At 68.7% G+C, this 23,331-nt stretch carries 19 protein-coding genes; 15 read left to right on the forward strand and 4 right to left on the reverse strand.

Translation table 11 applies throughout. From position 1 onward, the window contains the following. Positions 1–2,403, forward strand: a complete 2,403-nt coding sequence (gene bamA, locus ABL844_RS26080; protein ID WP_369660974.1) for an outer membrane protein assembly factor BamA — start codon at positions 1–3, stop codon at positions 2,401–2,403. Between the two features lie 16 nt (positions 2,404–2,419). After that, positions 2,420–3,139: a response regulator gene (locus ABL844_RS26085; protein WP_418122446.1), complete on the forward strand. Its 720-nt coding sequence runs from the start codon at positions 2,420–2,422 to the stop codon at positions 3,137–3,139. Here the strand turns inward: ABL844_RS26085 and ABL844_RS26090 are convergent. Together ABL844_RS26090 and ABL844_RS26095 are read right to left on the reverse strand one after the other, a co-directional pair. Beyond that, positions 3,105–3,995 carry an intradiol ring-cleavage dioxygenase gene (locus ABL844_RS26090; RefSeq protein ID WP_418129523.1) on the reverse strand — a complete coding sequence of 297 codons (891 nt, stop codon included), beginning with the start codon at positions 3,993–3,995 and terminating at the stop codon, positions 3,105–3,107. The genes ABL844_RS26085 and ABL844_RS26090 overlap by 35 nt on opposite strands. Continuing rightward, positions 3,992–4,153, reverse strand: a complete 162-nt coding sequence (locus ABL844_RS26095) for a hypothetical protein (protein ID WP_369660971.1) — start codon at positions 4,151–4,153, stop codon at positions 3,992–3,994. Before ABL844_RS26095 ends, ABL844_RS26090 begins: the two co-directional genes overlap by 4 nt. Before the next feature lie 176 nt (positions 4,154–4,329). Between ABL844_RS26095 and ABL844_RS26100 the strand changes: the two genes are divergently transcribed. Continuing rightward, positions 4,330–5,967 (forward strand): ATP-binding protein, encoded by a 1,638-nt coding sequence (locus tag ABL844_RS26100; RefSeq protein ID WP_418129524.1) that lies wholly within the window; start codon positions 4,330–4,332, stop codon positions 5,965–5,967. Beyond that, positions 5,964–6,665, forward strand: coding sequence for a response regulator (locus ABL844_RS26105; protein WP_184642200.1), 702 nt, complete (start codon positions 5,964–5,966; stop codon positions 6,663–6,665). Before ABL844_RS26100 ends, ABL844_RS26105 begins: the two co-directional genes overlap by 4 nt. A gap of 31 nt (positions 6,666–6,696) precedes the next feature. Here ABL844_RS26105 and ABL844_RS26110 read toward each other — a convergent pair whose 3' ends face one another. Beyond that, positions 6,697–7,914 carry an acyl-CoA dehydrogenase family protein gene (locus ABL844_RS26110; protein ID WP_126024968.1) on the reverse strand — a complete coding sequence of 406 codons (1,218 nt, stop codon included), beginning with the start codon at positions 7,912–7,914 and terminating at the stop codon, positions 6,697–6,699. Between the two features lie 142 nt (positions 7,915–8,056). Here ABL844_RS26110 and ABL844_RS26115 point away from each other — a divergent pair, with 142 nt between their 5' ends. The 7 genes from ABL844_RS26115 to ABL844_RS26145 all read left to right on the forward strand — a co-directional run bounded on the left by ABL844_RS26115 (position 8,057) and on the right by ABL844_RS26145 (position 18,099). Next, on the forward strand, positions 8,057–9,352 hold the full coding sequence (locus tag ABL844_RS26115) for an NUDIX hydrolase (protein WP_418129525.1): 1,296 nt from the start codon (positions 8,057–8,059) through the stop codon (positions 9,350–9,352). Positions 9,353–9,415: 63 nt separating this feature from the next. After that, entirely contained in the window at positions 9,416–11,635 is a 2,220-nt protein-coding gene (gene yccS / locus ABL844_RS26120) for a YccS family putative transporter (RefSeq protein ID WP_418129526.1), read from the forward strand. Positions 11,636–11,712: 77 nt separating this feature from the next. Further along, positions 11,713–12,108: a hypothetical protein gene (locus tag ABL844_RS26125; protein ID WP_418129527.1), complete on the forward strand. Its 396-nt coding sequence runs from the start codon at positions 11,713–11,715 to the stop codon at positions 12,106–12,108. Positions 12,109–12,304: 196 nt separating this feature from the next. After that, a complete protein-coding gene (locus ABL844_RS26130) occupies positions 12,305–13,003 on the forward strand; it encodes a Bax inhibitor-1/YccA family protein (RefSeq protein ID WP_126024971.1) in 699 nt (232 codons plus the stop codon). Positions 13,004–13,037: 34 nt separating this feature from the next. Then, positions 13,038–13,580: an Rrf2 family transcriptional regulator gene (locus tag ABL844_RS26135; protein WP_418122459.1), complete on the forward strand. Its 543-nt coding sequence runs from the start codon at positions 13,038–13,040 to the stop codon at positions 13,578–13,580. A 234-nt stretch (positions 13,581–13,814) separates the two neighbouring features. Next, the gene (locus ABL844_RS26140; protein WP_418129528.1) at positions 13,815–14,954 is read left to right on the forward strand and encodes an efflux RND transporter periplasmic adaptor subunit; all 1,140 of its coding nucleotides are present in this window, start codon (positions 13,815–13,817) and stop codon (positions 14,952–14,954) included. Positions 14,955–14,970: 16 nt separating this feature from the next. Continuing rightward, the gene (locus ABL844_RS26145; RefSeq protein ID WP_418129529.1) at positions 14,971–18,099 is read left to right on the forward strand and encodes an efflux RND transporter permease subunit; all 3,129 of its coding nucleotides are present in this window, start codon (positions 14,971–14,973) and stop codon (positions 18,097–18,099) included. Positions 18,100–18,118: 19 nt separating this feature from the next. Here the strand turns inward: ABL844_RS26145 and ABL844_RS26150 are convergent, their stop codons facing one another. Then, complete coding sequence (locus ABL844_RS26150) at positions 18,119–19,021, reverse strand: DMT family transporter (RefSeq protein WP_418129530.1); 903 nt, start codon at positions 19,019–19,021, stop codon at positions 18,119–18,121. Positions 19,022–19,160: 139 nt separating this feature from the next. Between ABL844_RS26150 and ABL844_RS26155 the strand changes: the two genes are divergently transcribed. The 4 genes from ABL844_RS26155 to ABL844_RS26170 all read left to right on the forward strand — a co-directional run bounded on the left by ABL844_RS26155 (position 19,161) and on the right by ABL844_RS26170 (position 23,260). After that, positions 19,161–19,604 (forward strand): Lrp/AsnC family transcriptional regulator, encoded by a 444-nt coding sequence (locus ABL844_RS26155; RefSeq protein WP_418129531.1) that lies wholly within the window; start codon positions 19,161–19,163, stop codon positions 19,602–19,604. A gap of 155 nt (positions 19,605–19,759) precedes the next feature. Further along, positions 19,760–20,551, forward strand: coding sequence for a fumarylacetoacetate hydrolase family protein (locus ABL844_RS26160; RefSeq protein ID WP_418129532.1), 792 nt, complete (start codon positions 19,760–19,762; stop codon positions 20,549–20,551). Positions 20,552–20,646: 95 nt separating this feature from the next. Beyond that, positions 20,647–20,931: a hypothetical protein gene (locus ABL844_RS26165; RefSeq protein WP_184642210.1), complete on the forward strand. Its 285-nt coding sequence runs from the start codon at positions 20,647–20,649 to the stop codon at positions 20,929–20,931. Positions 20,932–21,175: 244 nt separating this feature from the next. Beyond that, entirely contained in the window at positions 21,176–23,260 is a 2,085-nt protein-coding gene (locus ABL844_RS26170) for a TonB-dependent siderophore receptor (RefSeq protein ID WP_418131957.1), read from the forward strand. Positions 23,261–23,331: the final 71 nt, after the last annotated feature.

The following is a 23,331-nucleotide window of genomic DNA, read 5'->3' on the forward strand; positions in this document are numbered from 1 at the left end:
ATGCAGTTTCCCAAGTCACTCGCAGCTGCCGCCGCGCTGCTTGCATCCGTCGCCACATCTTCCGCCTGGGCGGTCGAGCCCTTCACCGTCAGGGACATCAGGCTCGAAGGCCTGCAGCGCGTCGAGCCCGGCACCGTCTTCGCCACCATGGGCCTGCGAGCCGGCGACACCTACAGCGACGAACGCGGCAGCGCGGCCATCCGCAAGCTGTTCGAACTCGGTCTCTTCAAGGACGTGCGCATCGACGTGAATGGCAACGTGCTGGTGGTGGTTGTGGAAGAACGCCCCTCCATCGCCGACGTGGATTTCGTGGGCACCAAGGAATTCGACAAGGCGGCGCTGCAGAAAGCGCTGCGCGAGGTGGGGCTGTCCGAAGGGCAGGCCTACGACAAGGCGCTGACCGACCGCGCCGAGCAGGAGCTCAAGCGGCAGTACATCAGCCGCAGCCTCTACAACGCGCAGGTCATCACCACCGTCACGCCGCTGGAGAGGAACCGGGTGAACATCACCTTCACCGTGACCGAAGGCGAGCCCGCTCGCATCAAGGAAGTGCACGTGGTCGGCAACAAGGCCTTCAGCGAGAGCACGCTGCTCGACCTCTTCGACCAGGACACGGGCGGCTGGCTCGACTGGTACACCAAGTCCAACCAGTACTCGCGCACCAAGTTCAACGGCGACCTGGAGACGCTGCGCTCCTACTACATCACGCGCGGGTATCTGGAGTTCCGCATCGACTCCACGCAGGTCGCCATCTCGCCCGACCGGCAGACGCTGACCCTCACGATCAACATCACCGAGGGCGAGAAGTTCGTGGTGGCCGGCGTGAAGCTCGCTGGCGACTACATGGGCCACGAGGACGAGTTCAAGACGCTGGTGACCATCCGCCCCGGCAAACCCTACAACGGCGAGGACGTGGCCGCCACCACCAAGGCCTTCACCGACTACTTCGGCACCTTCGGCTATGCCTTCGCGCGCGTGAAGGCCGAGCCGGAGATCGACCGGCAGAACAACCGCGTGACGCTGGTGCTCAAGGCGGAAGCCTCGCGCCGCGCCTATGTGCGCCGCATCAACATCGGCGGCAACGCCAGGACGCGCGACGAGGTGATCCGCCGCGAGTTCCGCCAGTACGAGGGCGCCTGGTACGACGGCAACAAGATCCGCGCCTCGCGCGACCGCATCGACCGCCTGGGTTTCTTCACCGACGTGAACGTCGACACCGTCGACGTGCCCGGCTCGCCCGACCAGGTCGACCTGGCGGTGAACGTGACCGAGAAGCCCACCGGCTCGCTGCAGCTGGGCGCGGGCTACTCGTCGACCGACAAGGTCTCGCTGACCTTCGGCATCACGCAGGAGAACGTGTTCGGCAGCGGCAACTACCTGGGGCTGAACGTGAACACCAGCTCGTACAACCGCACCATCTCGCTCACGGCCACCGACCCGTACTTCACCAAGGACGGCATCTCGCGCACGATCAACGTGTTCCACACCACCACGCGGCCCTACTACGAGGCCGACGGCAACTACAAGCTCGCGAGCGACGGCGGCTCCATCCGATTCGGCTTCCCGGTGGGCGAGCAGGACACGGTGTTCCTCGGCATCGGCCTGGAGCGCTGGTCGTTCACGCCGGGCACCAACGGCACCTACACGCTGGTCGACGGCTCGTACGTCTACACCGCTACACCGCAGGCCTACCTCGACTACTTCAAGTGCACGGGCACCGCGCCGAGCGTGAGCTGCGCCAAGTCGAGCATGATCGCCATCCCGGCCACGCTGGGCTGGTCGCGCGACGACCGCGACAGCGCGCTGGTTCCCACGCGCGGACGCCTGCAGAGCGCAAACCTCGAGATGGGCGTCGGCAGCGAGCTGCGCTACCTCAAGACCAACTACCAGTACCAGCAGTATTTCCCGCTGTCCAAGCAGTACACGCTGGCCATCAACGGGCAGCTGGGCTATGCGCGCGCGCTGGGCGACAGCACCTACCCGATCTTCAAGAACTTCTACGCCGGCGGCCTGGGCTCGATCCGCGGCTTCGAGCAGAACTCGCTCGGCCCGGCCGACTCGGTCACGGGAGGCGCGCTGGGCGGCACGCGCAAGGCGATCTTCAACATGGAGTTCAGCACGCCCTTCCCTGGCGCGGGCAACGACAAGACGCTGCGCCTGTACACCTTCCTCGACGCGGGCAACGTGTTCGCCGACCGCACCGCGAGCATGACCGACGCGCAGTGGAAGGCGCAGAACCGCATCCGCGCCTCCACCGGCATCGGCATCAGCTGGATCTCCCCGCTGGGCCCGCTGCGGCTGGCCTACGCGGTGCCGCTGATCTACCAGAAGGCCGACACCGCGAACAACATCGCGGCCGACCGCACGCAGCGCTTCCAGTTCCAGATCGGAACCTCGTTCTGAGCACGGGGGGCTGGCCATGGGTCGCATCCTGCTGGTGGAGGACAAGAGGCACGACAGCGCCTCGCTGCTGCTGGGCCACCTGCACGGCGCGGGCCATGAGATCGAGCAGGTCGGCGACGGAGAGGCCGCGCTGGAGCGCATCCTGGGCGAACCGCCCGCGCTCACCCTGCTCGACGTGGTGCTGCCGCGCATCGACGGCATCCAGGTGCTGGAGAAGGTGCGTTCCTGCGGCAAGCACCCGATCATCATGCTGACCGGGCGCACGCACGAGGCCGACCGGCTGCTGGCGCTGGACATGGGCGCGGACGACTATGTCTGCAAGCCCTTCTCGCCGCGCGAGGTGGTGGCGCGCATCCAGACGGTTTTGCGCCGGCATGCACAGTGGCGCGACAGCGTGGCGCGGCCCTCGACCGCCGTGCGCTTCGACGACCCTCGCGGCAACGCCTGCCTCGAAGGCCGCGCGCTGACGCTCACGCGCCGCGAGCTGCTGCTGTTGCGGGCACTGTCGCGCGACCCCGGACGGGTGTTCACCCGCTCCAAGCTGCTGGAGGCAGCCTTTCCCGAGGCCTTCGACGTGAACGAGCGCGCCGTGGACGGGCACATCAAGAACCTGCGCAGGAAGCTCGCGGCGGCCGTGCCTTCGCACGACTGGATCCGCTCGGTCTACGGCGTTGGCTTCAGCTTCGCGGAGCGGCCGATCGTCAGCTCGTGGTGCGCGGCGGCACCAGCGCCTTGAGGCGCGCGGCGCCGGCCAGCGCGCGCGGATGCATGGGCGGCCAGCCGCCTGCGCCTCCTGCGCCTCCTGCGCCTCCTGCGCCTCCTGCACCGCCTGTTGGCGGCATGCCCTGCGCGCCCGGCGGCATGCCGCCCGCGGAAGGCGGTGGCGGCCGATCGATCGCGGGGTTCGCGGCCGGATCGACCACCAGCGCGAGCGTGGTCACATAGCGCTGCCGCTCCTCGCGCACCGCGCCGAGCACGGTGTCGCCGGCCTTCAGCGCGATGCCGTCGACGCTGTTGAGCGTGTCGCGCACCCGCGTGCGCTGGTAGAGCGGAACCTGCGTGTACAGGAACTCGCTGAGCGCATCGGGCAGGAAGAACTGCGAGGTGAGCACCGCACGCGTTCCGTCGAGCACCTTCATGTGGATGTGCGTGGTGCGCCCCGCGTACCAGCCCGGGTAGATGGTGGCGAAGGCGGCGACGCCCTCGCGGTCGGTGAGCTGGCTGCCCCGCAGGAAGGTCTTGCCCTCGAAGGCGAGCGAGCGGTCGTCGCCCTGCTCGCCGAAGCCGGAATAGCGGCCCTGCATGTCGCAATGCCAGATGTCCACGCGCAGCCCAGGCAGCGGCTTTCCGGTGGCGTCGCAGACGTTGAAGCGCACTTCCAGCGGCACGCCCTCGAGCCCCTCGGTGATGTCCCGGCGCATCCGGTCCAGGTCGAGGTAGTAGGGGCCTTCGGTGGTCTGCGCGGTCAGCGGCAGCTTCTTCAGCGCGGTGGCGGCCCCGGCGGGCCGGGCGGAGGCTGCAGCCAGCGTGGCGGCGCCCAAGGTGGCCAGCAGGCCGCGGCGGCCGATGGCGGTGTCGTCGTGACTTGTCACTCTTCTTCCCTGTGAACGTTGGAGCCTGTGAGTTGCGTACCGGCCGGCCGCGTGACCCGGACCTCGGCCCAGAGCACCAGCAGCACCCACGCCTGGGCAAGAAGGCAGAAAGACACGACGATCGCCCCCTGCAGCGCAAGGCTCGGTTCCGGATTCATGGCCTCATGCTGGGGCCGCATGGTGGAGAAAAGATGGAGATCCCCGAGCGGATTTCCTCCCAGATTCCTCCACATTCGGCCGCGATGATCGGTGGCCGTCCCCTCCAGCCGTCCTCAGCCCGCCTCCCCTCGCCCGCCATGCATGCCGCAGAATGCGGCACTGCCCCTCCGAGCCCATGCCTCACCTGACCCTTTCCAGAAAGATCTTCCTGGCGCTGGCCGCCTTGTTGATCGTGCTGCTGATCAGCTTCGCGGGCCTGTCGATCATCGCGCTGCAGCGCGGGCTGGGCTCCTACGTGGCCGAGATCGAGATCCGGCGCATGGACTGGCTCTCGCAGATCCTCCTGAAGTACTACGTGGCCAACGGCGACTGGAAGGGCCTGCACGACAACGAAGACGCATGGCGCCGCCTGCAGATGGGCCGGCTGGCCGCCGCGCTCGACAACGGCACCGGCAGCGCCGACGAAAGGCGCCTGCCGCCCTGGTACGAGCACCGCGCCATGCGCGGCAACCCGCCGCCGGAGGGCAATCGCGGCAACCGCGGCAATGCCGGCGACGGCAACAACGAGGACGAGGGCCGCCCGCCTCCGCCCCCGCCACCGCCGGAATCCGGCCTGCCGTCGCAGCAGCTCGACCTGGTGCCGCGCCGGCTGCCGACGTTGCCGCCGCCGTGGTTCTTCCGCGATCCGCGCGAGATGCCGGACTCCATCTTCCAGCGGCTGGCCCTGCTCGACGCGCATGGCGCGCGCGTGGTGGGCGCCGAGGGCGACCTGGCGAACGCGGCGCGCATACCGATACGGCGCGACCGAAGCGTCATCGGCTACCTGGCGCTGACGCCGATGCAGGGCCTGGAGAGCGAGGCCGACCGGGCCTTCGTCGCGCGGCAGTCGGGCGTGATCGTGCTCACCGGCCTGTGCGGGCTCGGCTTCGCGCTGGTGCTGTCGTGGCTCCTGGCGCGCCGCTGGTTCAGGCCCATCGACGAACTCACGCAGGCCGCGCAGGACGTGGCGCGCGGCCGGCTCTCCACCCGCGTCGCGGTGCAGGGCTCCGACGAACTGGCGCTGCTGGGCCGCACCTTCAACGACATGGCGCAGCGCCTGGACACGATGGAGGCCTCGCGCCGCGCCTGGCTGGCCGACGCGGCCCACGAGCTGCGCACGCCGCTGGCCGCCATGCGCGCGGAAATCGAGGCGCTGCAGGACGGCGTGCGCACCTTCGACGAGCGCACCGCGCTGCGGCTGCACCGGCAGGTGATCCGCCTGGGCCAGCTGGTCGACGACCTGCGCAGCAGCATGCGCGAGCCGCAGAGCGACCTGCTCGCGACCACCGTGTTCCCGCTCTCGCTGCTGAAGGAAGCGCTCGACCACACCCGCGACCGCTTCGACGCGCGCAACATCACGGTGGACCGTCGCGCGGTCGACCGCATCGGCGCCTCCGCGCAGCCCGTGATCGAGGGCGACGCGCACCGGCTGCACCAGGTCTTCATGAACCTGCTGGAGAACGCGCTGGCCTACACCGACGAGGGCGGCGAGCTGCGCATCGACGTCATCGTCGAAGGCGCGTGGACGGGCAACCGCCTCACGCTGGTGTTCGACGACAGCGCGCCAGGCGTGCCCGAGTCCGAGCTGCCGCGCCTGTTCGACCGCCTCTTCCGCGGCGAGAGCTCTCGCAGCCGCGAACACGGAGGCTCCGGGCTCGGCCTTTCCATCTGCCGCGCGACCGTCGAGGCGCACGGCGGCACCATCGACGCGTCGGCCTCGCCACTGGGCGGCCTGCGCCTGACCATCACCCTTCCACTGGCAGCAACGTCATGACACGCATCGTCATCGTCGAAGACGAAACCGACATCGCCTCGGTGGTGCAGGACTACCTGCGCCACGCGGGCTACGACACCGAACTCTTCACCGATGGGCAGAGCGCGCTCGAAAGCATCGTCGCCTCGCCTCCCGGCCTCACGCTGCTGGACATCATGCTGCCGCGGCTCGACGGCATCGAGGTGCTGCGCCGCGCGCGCGAGCACACGGCGCACCCGATCATCATGCTGACCGCGCGCATCGAGGAAGTCGACCGGCTGCTGGGCCTGGAGCTGGGTGCCGACGACTACGTGTGCAAGCCCTTCTCGCCGCGCGAGCTGGTGGCGCGGGTGCGCGCCGTGCTGCGCCGCACCGCGCCGGGCCTCGCACAGGGAGCGTCCCCGCAGGGCGACGCGCCGGGACTGGTGCTGGACGACGTGCACTGGCGTGCCTCGCTCGAAGGCACGCCGCTGAACCTCACGCGGCGCGAATTCGGGCTGCTGCAGGTGCTCTCGCGGCACCCGGGGCGCATCTTCTCGCGCGCCCGCCTGCTCGAACTGGCCTACGACGACACGGTGGACGTGACCGAACGCGCCATCGACAGCCACGTGAAGAACCTGCGCCGCAAGCTCGGCGTGGTGACGCCGGAGCACGACTGGATACGGTCGGTATATGGCGTCGGTTTCGCCTGGGAAGCGCCGGCAGAGGCGAAGGACTGAGCGCGCGTTCTCGCGCACCCTTCTCGCCCACTTACTGGTACGCCGCCAGCTCCTGCTTCGCAATCGCGTTGCGATGCACCTCGTCGGGACCGTCGGCCACGCGCAGGTGCCGCTCATACGCGTAGAAGTGCGTGAGCAGCGTGTCCTGGCTCAGGCCCATCGCGCCGAAGGCCTGCATGGCCCAGTCGACCACCTTCACGCAGTTGTTGGGCGTGAGCACCTTGATCATCGCGATCTCCTTGGCGGCGACCTTGTTGCCCACGGTGTCCATGCGGTAGGCGGCGTTGAGCACCATCCAGCGCGACTGCTCGATGAGCATGCGCGACTCGGCGATGCGCTCGCGCCACACGCCCTGCTCCGACAGCGGCTTGTGGAAGGCGGTGCGCGACACGAGGCGCTGGCACATCATCTCCAGCGCGGCCTCGGCCATGCCGATGGCGCGCATGCAGTGGTGGATGCGGCCGGGGCCAAGGCGGCCTTGCGCGATCTCGAAGCCGCGGCCCTCGCCGAGCAGGATGTTCTCGACCGGCACGCGCACGTTCTCGAACACGATCTCGGGGTGGCCGAAGGGCGGGTCGTACACGCCGAGCAGCGCCATGTCGCGCACGATGGTCACGCCGGGCGTGTTCTTCGGCACGAGGATCATCGACTGCTGCCTGTGGCGGTCGGCGTTGTCGGGGTCGGTCTTGCCCATGAGCACGAAGATCTCGCAGCGCTCGTTCATCGCGCCGGTGATGTACCACTTGCGGCCGTTGATGACGTACTCGTCGCCCTCGCGGCGAATACTGCAGCGGATGTTGGTGGCGTCGCTGGAAGCCACCTCGGGCTCGGTCATCGCAAAGGAGGAGCGGATCTCGCCGGCCAGCAGCGGCTTGAGCCAGCGCTCCTGCTGCGCCTTGGTGCCGTAGCGCGCCAGCACTTCCATGTTGCCGGTGTCGGGGGCGGAGCAGTTGAAGATCTCGGAGGACCAGTAGCGCCGGCCCATGATCTCGCACAGCGGCGCGTACTCGACGTTGCTCAGGCCGGGGCCGTGCTCCGACTCGGGCAGGAACAGGTTCCACAGACCGCGCTCGCGTGCCTTGGCCTTGAGGCCGGCCATCATCGGCAGCTCGGCGTACGGCCGGCCGGCGCGGGCGTTGGCGGCGAGTTCCTCCTCGTGGCGCTTCTCGTTGGGATAGACGTACTCGTCCATGAACCTGAGCAGTTCCTCGCGCAGCGCGATCACCCGGGGCGTGAATTCAAAATGCATGGTGCGTCCTTCAGCAAGAGTCGGTGTTGTGCATGTGCGCCTTGAAGGTACGTTGCGCGCGGCGTTTCGCACGGTCTTCAGGGTGACAGCGCGGGGCCGGTGCTGTCACCTTGGCAGCACCGGCCGGCGCGACAATGGGTGCATGACAGCCAGCCCCACGCACGACACGCCCCCCACCGCACAGCCACGTCCCGTGCGCATGGCGGCCACCCTCATCGTGCTGCGCGACGCAAGTGCCGGCCTGGAAGTGCTGATGCTGCGGCGTGCCGAGAAGGCCAACGACCAGAACAGCGGCGCGAGCGTGTTCCCGGGCGGTGTGATCGACGCGCACGACCGCGGCCTGCACGGCTGCTGCAGCGGCCTCGACGACCGGGCCGCGAGCGAACGGCTCGAAGTGCCCGAGGGCGGCCTGGACTACTACGCGGCGGCGATCCGCGAATGCTTCGAGGAAGCCGGCCTGCTGTTCGCGACCGACGACGCCGGACGGCCGGTGACACTGGACGGCCTGCCCTCCGGCCAGCTCGCCGAAATGCGCCATGCCGCCGAGCAAGGCACCGACGCGCTGCTGTCGCTGTGCGCGCGGCACGGCTGGAAGCTCGCAGCCGACCGGCTCGCGTACTTCTCGCACTGGCTCACGCCGCCGGGCATGCCGCGCCGCTTCGACACGCGCTTCTTCCTCGCCACCATGCCCGAGTCGCAGAGCGTGCAGCCCGACGGACGCGAGACGGTCGAGCACATGTGGCTGCGTCCCGCCGATGCCGTGGACCCGGCGCGCGGGCTCAAGCTGATGAACGTGACGCGCCGCATCCTGCTGGAACTCGCGCGGTTCGAAAGCGTGGGCGAGCTCATGGCGCATGCGCGCGGCCTGAAGCACATTCCTCGCGCGATGCCGCGGCTGGCGGACGGTCCGAAGGGACGGCGGCCGGTGAACATGGAGGAGCCTTCGTACGAGGAAGTCGGCTTTGTCGATCCCGATGGCGAAGGCGGCGGCCGCTACGCGCACGAGGCCGGACTGGCGATGCGGCTTTCTGCGCGGGTGCTGCGGGTGACCGGAGAAGCCGGCGACGGATCGGGCACGCTGGTGCACAGCTACTTCGTGGGAACGGCGGGCGGCGATTGCGCCTTGATCGACGCATCGCCCGCGGACCCCGCGCATGCCGAGGCGCTTGCCTCCGCCGCGCCGGGACGCGTGCGATGGCTCCTGTCGACGCGGGCGGCTTCCGATGCAGGCACCGTGGTACTGGCACCGGGCGAGCAGATCAGCGTCGGCGATGCGACGCTGCGCGTGCTGCCGGACGATGGCGATGCGCAGTCGCGCCGGTTCCTGCTGGTCGAGGAAGGCATGCTGTTCGCGGGCACTTCCGATGCGCCCACGGCCGACGACGAACAGGTGCGGTGGATCGCGCCGCGCCACGGATTCCTGCGCAGCCGGCGCTGACCACCCCGCAGCGCCTCATCCCGCCACATGGCCGTGGCATGCATCGTGCAAGATCGGCCCATCATGCTTCCCCTGTCTCCCGACGCGCTGCGCCAGCGGCTGCGGTCTTTCGCCTCTCGCGCGCAGCCCGTGCGCATCCTTCTCACCCTCGGCAGCCTCATGGCGGGCTGCGCCTGGAGCGGCCACGCCGATGCGGTGATCCCCCTCTTCCTCGGTGCCATCGCCAGCGCGCTCGCCGAGACCGACGACAGCTGGCGCGGCAGGCTGCGTGCGCAGGTGGTAACGCTGGCCTGCTTCGCGGCCATCGCGTTCGCGGTGGAGGCGGCCTTCGGCATGCCGCTGCTGTTCATCGCCGGACTCGCGCTCGCGGCCTTCTGGCTCACCATGCTCGGCGCCGTGGAGGCACGCTACAAGGCGATCGCGTACGCGACGCTGATCCTCGCGATGTACGCCACGCTGGGCATCGAGAACATGGGCGCGCACGGCGTGGCGCATCGCGGCCGCGAGCCCCTGCTGCTGGTGGCGGGCGCCGCCTGGTACGGCGTGTTCTCTGTACTGTGGTGCGCGGCCTTTCCGGCGCAGCCCGTGCAGGCGCGACTGGTGACGCTGTTCACGGTGCTGGGCAACTACGTGCGCTTCAAGGCGTCGCTCTTCGAGCCGCTGCGCGGCATCGACATAGAGCGCAAGCGGCTCGCGCTCGCGCAGCTCAATGCCGAGGTGGTGACGGAGCTCAACGCGGCCAAGGAAAGCATCTTCCGCCGCATCAGCGCGCGGGCGCCGACCGGACGCATCTCGCGCTACCGGGGGCTGTACCTGATCGCGCAGGACGTGCACGAGCGCGCCAGCTCCTCGCACGACGACTACAACGCACTGGCCGATGCCTTCTTCCACAGCGACCTGCTCTACCGCTGCCAGCGCGTGCTGGGCCTGCAGGGGCTGGCCTGCCAGCGGCTGGCCGATTCGGTGGAGCGGCGCGAGCCCTTCGAGGTGGGGACCGAGACCGTGCAGGCTCTGGCCGATCTGCGCAGCGCCATCGAGCACGAACGCGCGCGGGCCGGAACACCCGAGCGGCTGGTGCTGCTGGCCTCGGTGGAGGCGCTGGCGCGCAATCTCGCGCTGCTCGACGGCCAGCTCGCGGGGGCCAGCCAGCCTTCGGCGCGCGCGGGCCGCACGGAGATGGGTTTGTTCGACCGCTCGCCACGCTCCTGGCGCGACGCGGTCGAGCGGGTGCGGCGGCAGCTCACGGTGCGATCGCCGCTCTTCCGGCATGCGCTGCGGTTGTCGATCGCGCTGGTGGCGGGCTACGGGGTGATGCATGTCATCCACCCGGCGCAGGGCTACTGGATCCTGCTGACCACGCTCTTCGTCTGCCAGCAGACGTATGGCGACACCATCGCGCGCATGGGGCAGCGCATTGCCGGCACCGCCCTCGGCGTGGTGGCGGGCTGGGCGCTGCTGCAGCTCTTTCCGCAGCCGCTGGTGCAGTCGGTGCTCGCGGTGATCGCCGGCGTGCTGTTCTTTGCGACCCGCACCACGCGCTACCTGCTGGCCACCGCCTCCATGACGCTGCTGGTGCTGATGTGCTTCAACCAGGTCGGCGACAGCGGCGTGCTGCTGGTGCCGCGGCTGGTCGACACCGCCATCGGCAGCGCCATCGCCGGGCTGGCGGTGCTGCTGGTGCTGCCTCACTGGCAGGCCCGCCGCATCAACGAGCTTGCGGCGGCCGCCATGCGCGGCCACGCGGGCTACCTGCGGCAGATCGTCGGCCAGTACCGCACCGGCGCGCGCGACCACCTCGACTACCGGCTGGCGCGGCGCAACGACCACAACGCGGATGCGGCGCTGTCCACCGCCGTGTCGGACATGTTCCGCGAGCCGGGCTACGTGAGGCCGCGCGCGGGGGTGGCGCTGCGCTTCCTGATCCGCTCGCACACGCTGCTGAGCTACCTGTCAGCGCTGGGCGCCCACCGCTCGGCGCTGCCCGATTCGGCCCAGATGGCGGTGCTGCATGCCTCTGCCGAGGGGGCGATCGCGGCGCTGGAGGCGCTGGCGACCGGGCTGGAAAAGGGCGTGGTGGATGCAACAGGCGGCACGGAAGATGAAACCGCAGCGCGGGCCGCGCTGGCACAGGCCGCAGCCGAAGGCGGGGAAAGCGGCGACCCGCAGGCGCGAACTTTCCATACCGAACTCGGTCTGATCTGGCTGCAGATAGACGCCCTGCGCACCCACGCAAGCGAATGGCTGCAGCCCGAAGGCGGTGATACGACGACCGCGCCGGCCTGAGGAACATCCATGCGATCCGGTCGGTTGAAACCGCCGCCGCGAAGAAAGGCCCGGCGCGGCAGGTAAAATACCCCTACATGTCCCGCTGGTTTGCCGCTACCGTCCTCGCAATCATGTTGTCCTGCTACGGCTTCGCCGTGCTTGCCCACAACATGCTCGGTGCCGGCCATTCGCATGCCGAACCGCAGGCGGCACAGGCGACCCAGACGCTGATCGTCAGCGTCGCCTTCTCAGACATCTCCGATCTCTCCGAAGCCAGGAAGCCGGCAGGCGATGCCGACAAGGCATCGGACGACGCCCTCTCCATCGATGAAGCCGGCTCTGAACACGCCGAGCTGGTCGATGCACGCAACGGCGCGCCCGCGCTGCTGCGCTTCACGGAACAGCCGCCGAAACTCGGCCTGACCACCATCGTCTCGCCGTTCCTGGCGCGACCCAAGCGGCCACCCCGCGCCACGTCCCTCGTCGCCTAGGCCCCAAAAGCCTTCGCGACCGGGAGCCGCCATGGCTCCCGCTCCCCTGTTGTGACCAGGGCCGGCCGCCATCGGGCGGCACCCGCATCGCAACCGCCGCTACCTGATCTCTCTCATTCACGGCCCTGTGCCCCTTTGCGCGCGCCATCCATTGCGCGCACCCGGCGCCGGTCCAGCTTCAAGGAATCAACACAGAATGAACAACAGCCCTACCACCTATCACGACGGCATCGAGCTGCCGATCGCCTCGCCGCAGGAGCGCAACCGCGTCCTGCGCAACACCTACTGGCTGCTCGCGCTGTCGATGCTGCCGACCGTGCTCGGCGCCTGGATCGGCGTCTCCACCGGCTTCTCGCGCGCCATGTCGCCGGGCATCGGCCTGATGGTCTTCCTCGGCGGCGCCTTCGGCTTCATGTACGCCATCGAGAAGACTAAGGAGTCGGCCGCCGGCGTGCCGGTGCTGCTGGCCTTCACCTTCTTCATGGGCCTGATGCTGTCGCGCCTGGTCGGCACCGTGCTCGGCCTGGCCAATGGCGCCAGCCTGGTGATGACGGCCTTCGCCGGCACCGGCGCGATCTTCTTCGGCATGGCCACGCTGTCGTCGGTCATCAAGCGCGACCTGTCGGCCATGGGCAAGTGGCTCTTCATCGGCGCCATCCTGCTGCTGGTGGCGGGCATCGCCAACTTCTTCATCAAGTCGAGCGCTCTGATGATGACGCTGTCGGTCCTGGCCATCGGCATCTTCTCGGCCTTCATCCTGCACGACCTCAAGCGCGTGAAGGACGGACTGGAGACCAACTACATCTCCGCCACGCTGGGTGTGTATCTCAGCATCTACAACGTCTTCCAGTCGCTGCTGGCCCTGCTGGGCATCGCCGGCGGCCGGGACGAGTGATTCCCCACGAAGGAAGAAAAGGAAGGAACATCCCATGCGTCTCACCACCAAAGGCCGCTTCGCGGTCACCGCGATGATCGACATCGCCCTTCATGGGCGTTCGGGCCCCGTCACGCTGGCTTCGATCAGCCTGCGCCAGCGCGTGTCGCTGTCTTACCTGGAGCTGCTGTTCGGCAAGCTGCGCCGCGCCAGCCTGGTCGAATCGACCCGCGGCCCGGGCGGCGGGTATTCGCTCAGCCGCAAGGCGGCCGAGATTTCCGTGGCCGACATCGTCCTCTCGATCGAGGACCACGATGCTGAAACCACCCGCCAGCGCGATGCCGACGCGCCGGGCGAGGCCGGCCGCTGCGAGATCGACGAGCTCTGGGCCACCGTGAACCTGCGGGCGGTCGAGTTCCTCAAGTCGATCTCGCTGCAGAGCCTGGTCGACGAGCAGAAGGCCAAGGGCGTGCAGGCGGCGGTTCGCAGCGAAGTGCGGCGTTCGCCCAGCGGCCAGCCCGCCACGCGCAAGCCCTTCGTCGTCGACGCGCCGAACTCGGTGTTCGCGCTGGGACGGCGACAGCAAAGCGCCAGCTAGCTCCGAGCCAGCCAGCCCGCCCGGCCCATGCGGCAGGGCCCGTTGCCACGGATCGACGTGGCGGCGGGCTCTCGCCCGCATGGGCTTTTTTCGTTGGCTTCCCCAAGGAAGCCTCAGGAACCCTTCATGTTGCGACGCAACACGGCAGGCAGAATGCACCACAACAGTGCAAATCCATACAGACGCGCGACCCGGGCGATCCCGGCTCGCGCCGCAGCGCGTTTCCGGACGGCCATGACTTTCAAGCTTCTGCTTCTACCCTTTTCCCTGCTCGTGCTCGCCGCGTGCGGCGCCCGGCAGGCCCCTCAAACCGAGACCGCGCCGCCCGAAGTCGGCGTGATGGCGATGCACGCGGGCGATGTGCCCGTGCACACCGAGCTTTCGGGCCGCACGGCCGCGTTCCGCGTGTCCGAGGTGCGCCCGCAGGTCAACGGCATCGTGCGCAAGCGCCTGTTCGAGGAAGGCAGCATGGTCCGCGCGGGCCAGGTGCTGTACGAGATCGAGCCCGGCCCCTTCGAAGCGGCGCACGAGCAGGCGCAGGCCGCGCTCGCGACCGCGCAGGCCGGTATCGCGAGCCTGCGCGGCAAGGCCGAGCGATTCGGCGAACTGGTGAAGGCCAATGCCGTGAGCAGGCAGGAGCACGAGGAGGCGCAGGCCGCGCTCGTGCAGGCGCAGGCCGGCGTGAAGGCCGCGCAGGCTGCCCTGAAGGCGGCGCGCATCAACCTCGAATTCACGCGCATCGAGGCGCCAATCTCGGGCCGCATCGGCCGCTCCAGCGTGACCGAGGGCGCGCTGGTGGCGCCGGGCCAGGCCACGGCGCTGGCGACGATCCAGCGCATCGACCCGATCTATGTCGACGTGGTGCAGTCCAGCCTCGAACTCACGCGGCTCAAGCGCCGCTTCATCTCGGGCGACATGGCGCCTGCGAGCACGCGCGTGAGCCTGCGCATGGAAGACGGCCTGCCCTACCCGCACGCCGGCACGCTGAAGTTCACGGAAGTGGCGGTCGACGCCGCGACCGGCTCGGTCACGCTGCGCGCGGAGTTTCCGAACCCGCAGGGGCTGCTGCTGCCCGGCATGTACGTGCGCGCGCAGGTCGAGGCCGGCGTCGAACGGCAGGCCGTGCTCGCGCCGCAGCGCGGCGTGGCGCGCAACGACAAGGGCGAGCCGACCGCACTGGTGGTGGGCAAGGACGACAAGGTCGAACTGCGCGCGCTCGAAGTGCGCGGCGCCTCGGGCGACCAGTGGATCGTGACCGGCGGCCTGCGCGAAGGCGACCGGCTCGTGGTCGACGGCCTGCAGCGCGCGCACCCGGGCGACAAGGTGAAGCCGGTGCCGGTATCGGCGGCGCCGACGCCCGCCTCGGCCGACTGAAGAAAAGACAACACCCGTGATAGCCAACTTCTTCATCCAGCGGCCCGTGTTCGCATGGGTCATCGCCATCCTGATCATGCTGGCCGGCGGCGTGGCCATCCGCACGCTGCCGGTCTCGCAGTACCCGGACATCGCGCCGCCCACCGTCGTGGTCTCGGCCAACTACCCCGGCGCCTCGGCGCAGGCGGTGGAAAGCAGCGTCACGCAGGTGCTCGAGCAGCAGCTCAAGGGCATCGACGGTCTGCTGTACTTCAAGTCGACGAGCAGCTCGGCCGGCTGGGCCGAGATCGCCGTCACCTTCCGCCAGGGCATCAACCCCGACACCGCCCAGGTGCAGGTGCAGAACAAGGTCAGCCAGGCCACCAGCCGCCTGCCGCAGGCGGTGCAGCAGCAGGGTGTGACGGTTGCGAAGTCGCAGAACAACTTCCTGCTGATCGTGGCCCTCTACGACGAGACCGACCGCCGCACCGACACCGACGTGGCCGACTGGATGGCGAGCAACCTGCGCGATCCCATCAGCCGCGTCGACGGCGTGGGCTCGGTGCAGGCCTTCGGCGCTTCGTACGCGATGCGCATCTGGCTCGATCCGCACCGGCTCGCGAGCTACCAGCTGATGCCCTCTGACGTGACCGCCGCCATCACCGCGCAGAACACGCAGGTGTCGGTCGGCGAGATCGGCGCGCGGCCCTCGCCCGCGAAGCAGCAGCTCACCGCCACCGTGACGGCGCTGTCGCGGCTGCAGACGCCGGAGCAGTTCCGCGACATCGTGCTGAAGACGCAGGCCGACGGCGCCGTGGTGCGCCTGGGCGACGTGGCGCGCGTGGAGATGGGCAGCGAGTCGTATGCCGAGACCACGCGCCTGAACGGCCACCCCGCCGCCGGCGCCGCGGTCATGCTGGCGCCCGGCGCCAACGCGCTGACCACCGCCAGCGCGGTGAAGGCTCGCATCGCCGAGATGGAGCCCTCGCTGCCCGCCGGCCTGCGCGTGGCCTACGCCGAGGACACGACGCGCTTCGTGAAGATCTCGATCAGGTCGGTCATCAAGACGCTGCTGGAGGCCATCGCGCTGGTGGTGGTCGTCATGTACCTGTTCCTGCAGAACTGGCGCGCCACGGTCATCCCGGCCATCACCGTGCCGGTGGTGCTGCTGGGTACCTTCGGCGTGCTCGCGGCCTTCGGCTATTCGATCAACGTGCTCACGCTCTTCGGCATGGTGCTGGCCATCGGCCTGCTGGTGGACGACGCCATCGTGGTGGTGGAGAACGTCGAGCGCGTGATGCACGAGGAAGGGCTGGACCCGAAGGCCGCCACCATCAAGTCGATGCAGGAAATCACCGGCGCGCTGGTGGGCATCGCGGTGGTGGTTTCGGCAGTGTTCCTGCCGATGGCCTTCTTCGGCGGCTCCGTGGGCGTGATCTACCGGCAGTTCTCGGTGACCATCATCGCGTCGATGGCGCTGTCGGTGGTGGTGGCCATCGTGCTGATCCCTGCGCTGTGCGCGCGCTTCCTGCGTGCGAGCGATGCGCCGCGCACGCGCGGTTTTCTGGGCGCCTTCAACCGCCGCTTCGACGCCGCGCAGGGCCGCTACGTGGGCCTGCTGGGCCGCATCCTGCGCAAGCCGCTGCGCTTCGCGGCCGTGTACGCGGCCATCGTGGCCGGCATGGGCCTGCTGTACCTCGGCCTGCCCGGCGGCTTCCTGCCCGAGGAAGACCAGGGCAGCGTGATGGTGCAGCTCACGCTGCCGGCGGGCTCCACCATCGGCCGCACCGATGCGGTGAACCGCATGGTCGAGAAGCACTTCCTCGAAACCGAGAAGGACACGACCGACACCATCTTCACGCTCTCGGGCTGGAGCTATGGCGGCTCGGGGCAGAACATGGGCATGGCCTTCGTCTCGCTCAAGGACTGGTCCGAGCGCGGCCATGCCGACCAGCGCGCCCAGGCCATCGTCGAGCGTGCCGGCACAGCGCTGGGCAGGCAGCAGCGCGACGCCGAGGTCTACGGCATGGTGCCGCCGCCCATCGAGGGGCTGGGGCAGTCGAACGGCTTCGAGTTCTGGCTGCAGGACACCTCGGGCATGGGCGCGCAGAAGCTGGTGCAGGCGCGCGAGTCATTGCTGCGCGACGCGGGCAAGGACACGCGGCTGCAGTCGGTGCGCGCCAACAGCGTGGCCGGCACGCCGCAGTTGCAGATCGACATCGACCAGCTCAAGGCCTCGGCCCTGCGGCTGTCGCTGGACGACGTGAACACCACGCTGGGCATCGCCTGGGGCGGCAGCTACGTCAACGACTTCATCGACCGCGGCCGCGTCAAGCGCGTGTACGTGCAGGCCGACGCACCCTACCGCTCCGACCCGGACGACATCCGGCAGTGGTTCGTGCGCGGCGCCACCGGCGCGATGACGCCGTTCTCGGCCTTCGCCACCACGCGCTGGTCGCAGGGCGCGCCGCAGCTGGAGCGCTACAACGGCCTGCCGGCGGTGCAGATCCAGGGCGCGGCCGCGCACGGCACAAGCTCGGGCACGGCGATGGCCGCGGTGGAAAGCATCGCGAAGAAGCAGCGCGGCACCGGCCATGCATGGAGCGGACTGTCGTACCAGGAGCGGCTCTCGGGCGGGCAGGCGCCGCTGCTGTTCGCACTGTCGATCCTCGTCGTGTTCCTGTGCCTGGCGGCGCTGTACGAAAGCTGGTCGGTGCCCTTCTCGGTGATGCTGGTGATTCCGCTGGGCGTGCTCGGCGCGGTGATCGCGGCGTCGCTGCGCGGCCTGTCGAACGACATCTACTTCCAGGTCGGCCTGCTCGCGACCATCGGGCTGTCGGCGAAGAACGCGATCCTCATCATCGAGTTCGCCGAAGCCGCGCTGCGCCGGGGCATACCGCTGCTCGACGCGGTGGCCGAAGGCGCGCGCCTGCGGCTGCGGCCGATCCTGATGACCTCGCTGGCCTTCCTGGCCGGCGTGGTGCCGCTGGCGCTGGCCACCGGCGCTGGATCGGCGAGCCAGGTGGCCATCGGTACGGGCGTGTTCGGTGGCGTGCTGGCCGCGACGGCGCTGGGGATCTTCTTCGTGCCGCTGTTCTATCTGCTGGTGAAGCGGGCGGCTGGCACGCTCTTCAGGCGCAGCAGCGGCGTCACCGCCGCATCCTGAGCGAAGCGAAGACGCTGGATCAGTTCTTTCCGGCGGCGGGCACCTGCCTCGGCAGGCCCGGCAGGGTCCATCCGAAAGTCATGCCCGCCGCCGAGATCAGGATGGCCGCTGCGCCCACCAGTTGCAGCGCGCCCAGCCGCTGTCCGAAGACGGCGTAGTCGACACCGATCGCCACCAGCGGATAGATGAACGAGAGCGCCCCCGCCACCGGCGTCGACAGCTTCTGCAGCGCGCCGTACAGCAGCACGAACACCAGCCCCGTGTAGACAACGCCCATCGTCAGGTGCACGCCCCAGGTGGCCGCGTCGGTGGGCAGCGCCTTCAGGTTCGCGAAGGGGGCGAGCATCACGATGCCCACGCACACCTGTACCAGCGCGATGAGGTGCGGCGCGATGCCGTCGAGCTTCTTCGCGACGAAGGCGGCCACCGCGTAGCAGAAGGCCGCACCCAGCGCCATGAGCACGCCGATGAAATACGTGGAACCACCGGCGCCGCCGCCCGGCTTGGCCTGCGCCACCAGCACCACGCCGGCGAACGCGATGCACAGCCAGATCGCCTTCATCGCGGTGAGCCGCTCCGACAGCAGCAACGCACCCAGCGCCACCAGCATGAAGGGCTGCGTGTTGTAGACCGCCGTGGCGATCGAGATCGATGCGCGCGAGAAGGACGCGAAGATCAGCACCCAGTTGACCACCAGGGCCACGCCACCGAATGCGGCCAGCGCGAACTTGCGCGGCGCGAGGCCCCCCTGGAGCAGACCCAGCGCAAGGCACACGACCAGCAGCGTCACCGCGCCGAACACGCAGCGCCAGAACAGCAGGTCGAACAGGGGCTGGTCGAAGCGCACCACGAACCAGCCGATGGTTCCCGAGATCGCCATGGCCGCGCTCATCTCGAGCGCGCCGCGAAGCTGGGTCTGCATGTCCGTCCGTTGTCGCCGCTGTTCAGGGGAAACAAGAGTGCCATGGATTGTGTCGCATGGATATGCTGCGAAGAAGGAGAAAGCCCCTGATGGCCTTCGAAAAGAAGGCATCCATGCCATTGCACCGGAGAACAGGAAAATGCTCGACGCAACCGACGAAGCCATCGTGCTGGCCCTCTCGGGCAATGCGCGCATGTCGCTGAAGGAACTGGCCCGTCACGTGGGGCTGTCGTCGCCCAGCGTGTCGGAGCGGCTGCGCCGGCTCGAGGAGCGCGACGTGATCCGCGGCTACACGCTCGAGCTGAACCCGAAGGCGCTGGGCTATCAGTTCCAGGCCATCGTGCGCATCCGGCCGCTGCCGGGGCAGCTGAAGGCGGTGCAGGAACTGATCGGGGACACGCCCGAGTTCTGCGAGTGCGACAAGGTCACGGGAGAAGACTGCTTCGTCGCGCGGCTCCATCTGCAGTCGCTCGAGCAGCTCGACGGCATCCTCGACCGCATCGCGGCCAGGGCGGAGACCAACACCTCCATCGTGAAGGCCCAGACGATCCCGAGGCGGCTGCCGCCCTTCGCGGCACGGTGAGGCGCCGCAGCCGATCGGCGGCGCCTTCCGATGGGTTATGTCCTGTTTTTGCATAGATGCGCACCATCGCCACGCGATGCGCCCTTCCAGAATCGATCGGCCGTGAGAGGCACGGCGCACGACGTCCATCCACAAGACCAAGGAGACACATGCCCATGATCACTTCCCGCCGCGGCCTGCTGGCCGGTTCCGCCGCCATGGCCACCGGTGCCATCGCCGGCTGTGCACTGCCCGCCGGGGCCGGCCGCTCGGCCGCCACGCCGTTCGACGTCGCATCGTCGACCATTCCGATCGTCGGCAGCGACCAGGTCTTCCCGGTGCGGCGCATCTACTGCATCGGCCGAAACTACGAGGCGCACGCGCGCGAGATGGGCTCGGACCCGAGCCGCGAGCCGCCCTTCTTCTTCCAGAAGCCCGCCGATGCGATCCAGGTGGTGACGCCGGGCGTGGTGGCCGACCATCCCTACCCCACGCTCACGAAGAACTACCACTACGAGGTCGAGCTGGTGGTGGCGCTGGGCAAGGGCGGACGCAACATCGCGACGAGCGCGGCGCTCGACCACGTGTACGGCTACTCGCTCGGCCTGGACATGACACGCCGCGACCTGCAGCGCGAGATGGGCGACCAGAAGAAGCCCTGGGAGATCGGCAAGAGCTTCGACCACTCGGCGCCCGTCGGGCCGATCCACCCGGTGGCGAAGGTCGGGCACTTCAGCGACGGCGCGATCTGGCTCAAGGTGAACGGACAGACGAAGCAGAACGCCACGCTCAGGCACATGATCTGGTCGGTGGCCGAGCAGATCAGCCGGCTGTCGCAGGCCTTCGAGCTGAAGCCGGGCGACATCATCTACTCGGGCACGCCGGAGAACGTCGGGCCGGTGATGCGCGGCGACCTGATCCAGATCCACATCGACCGGCTGCCGGAGCTGTCGGTGAGGATCGTCTGAGGAAGACGCCAAGGGTGCCGGGAGCTGGGCCGGGGCACCATTTTTTCTACGAGATTGGTGTCGATCATCGGGGCTCACGCAAACACAGAGCCACCATGTCCCAGCAACAGCAGCAGATCCCGCAAGCCACCTACATCGACGACCTGCACGCCCCGCAGGTGTTCGCGGACGAAGTCTCGGGCTACTGGGTCAACGCGGGCTGCGTGCACATCACCTTCGACGCCAGCCGCGTCGACCACAGCTCCGACCGGTGCCCGGTGCACCGGGCCGCGGTGCTGCGCGTGACGCTGCCGATACCCATCGCGCAGGTGCTGGCGGTCAGCCTCTACGACTTCCTGAAGCAGCGCGGGCTGGCGCCCTCGCCGGGCAACGGGCACTGAGCGGCGGACAACGGACAGGAGGTCAAACCGTACTCGCCGAAGGGGCAAGCTCCAATATTCCTGCCAGATTCATTGCGAAAATGAGATTCATTCTTATCTACAGAGTGAGTCAACGTTGAACCCCGGACGCAAGAAATCCGCCGCCGCAGCCTCGGTCCTTTCCTTTCCCTCCTCCCTATCTCCTTCTTCTCCCTCCCCGGTTTCATTCCGGCGCAGCCCGTTCGGCCCGCCCGCGCGAGCCACGCTGCTGGTGCTGTGGGCCGCCACGCTGGTCGGGCGCACGCACGCGCAGGAAGCGGCTGCCTCCGCCTCGCTGCCGACGGTGACCGTCACGGCCGAATCGCAGGACGGCACGCAGCAGCATCTGGGCGCCAAGGTGAGCAGCGGCGCGCTCGGTGCGCGCTCGCAGCTGGAAACGCCTTTCTCCACCAGTGTGGTCCGAGGCGAGGACATGGCCGAGCGCCAGGTGTCGAAGCTCGGTGACGTGTTCGCGCTCGACGCGTCGGTGTCCGACAACAGCGGCGCCTATAGCGCCTGGGCCAGCTACATCACGGTGCGCGGCCTGCCGCTGGACTGGCAGAACGGCTACCGCATCAACGGCCAGCCTTTCCTCAGCTACGCCATCACCTTGCCCTACGAACACTTCGAGCAGATCGAGCTGCTCAAGGGCTCGTCGGCCTTCATGTACGGCTTCGGCGCGCCGGGCGGCATCGTCAACTACGTGACGAAGAAGCCGACCGACCAGCCGGTGCGCAGCATCGAGGTCGGCTACAAGACCGCGGGCATCTGGAGCGAGCACGTCGACCTGGGCGGGCGCTTCGGCACCGACAACCGCTTCGGCTACCGGCTCAACGCCACGCACGAGGAAGGCAAGACCTACAACGACGGCAACGTGCGCCGCAACTCGGTGTCGCTCGGCCTCGACGCGAAGCTCACCGACAAGCTCACCTGGACCTTCGACTCGCTCTACCAGAAGCGCAACACCTCCGGCCAGACGCCCTCGATCTACCTCGGCAGCTACACCGGCACGCAGCTGCCCTCCACCATCAGCGCCAGCAGCCAGCGCCTGGTGGGCCCGGGCCAGCACCTGAATACCGACTTTAGGCTCTATTCGACCGGCCTGCAGTACCAGCTCGCGCCCGACTGGACATTGAGCACCAGCTACAGCCACAGCAGCGCCACCCGCAGCCGCAACGAAGGCATCGCCTACCTGCAGGACGCCGGCGGCGGCTATGACGACTACCGCTCCGACAGCGCCGAGGGCCACCGCTTCAACCAGTGGCAGGCGATGGTCAACGGCAAGCTGCGCACCGGCGACTTCGAGCACCGGATCACGCTGGGCACCTCGTGGCAGAAGCAGGTCAACTACTACAGCAGCAACGCCGTCTACCAGCTGATCGGCACCGGCAGCATCTTCGGCCAGAACACCAACAGCTACGCCACCTCCACCGACTTCAGGACCTACCGCAACAGCGACATCACGCAGCGCGCGCTGTTCGCGAGCGACACGCTGAAGCTGTCCGACAGGTGGTCGGTGCTGGCCGGCCTGCGCAGCACCACCTACGAGCAGATCGGCTACGACACCACCGGCGCGCGGAACTCCAGCTACCGCAAGAGCGGCGTGATCACCCCCACGCTCGCGCTGATGTACAAGCCCGCGCCCGACACCACGCTGTACACCAGCTATGTCGAATCGCTGGAACCCGGCAGCACGGTAAGCACCATGTACGCCAACAACGGCCAGCTGCTCAATCCGCTGAAGAGCAAGCAGTACGAACTGGGCGTGAAGACCGAGCACGACCGCTGGAGCGCCACGGCCGCGCTGTTCCGCATCGAGCGCGGCGCCGAGTACGCCAACAGCTCCAACGTGCTGGTGCAGGACGGCCAGTCGATCTACCAGGGCCTGGAAGTCGGCGCCTCCACCTGGCTGGGTTCGCAGTGGCAGATCGGCGGCAACCTGATGCTGCTCGACAGCTCGTACGAGCGCGGCAGCAGCTACATCGGCAACCGTGTGGCGGGCGCGCCCAAGCTGGTGGCGACCGCGCAGGTGTCGTACCTCGTGCCGCAGGTGCCGGGCCTGAAGCTCTCGGCCGACATGAAGTACACGGGCAACACCATGCTCGACGCATCGAACCAGCTGAACCTGCCGAGCTATACCGTCGCCAACATCGGCGCGAGCTACACGACGCGCATCGCGGGCCACAGCACGACCTTCCGCGCCGCGATCAACAACGTGACGAACCGCCGCTACTGGGAATACCAGTACGACAACTACATCAAGCCCGGCGATCCGCGCACCTTCAGCCTGAGCGCCAAGATCGACTTCTAGCGCGCAGGATGGCCGCACCGCGGCCCAGCGCAGCGCGGCCATCCAATTTTTCTCCCCCTTTGAAATTCACG

The organism is Variovorax sp. 278MFTsu5.1, from assembly GCF_048305045.1.
Taxonomy (GTDB): domain Bacteria; phylum Pseudomonadota; class Gammaproteobacteria; order Burkholderiales; family Burkholderiaceae_C; genus Variovorax; species Variovorax guangxiensis.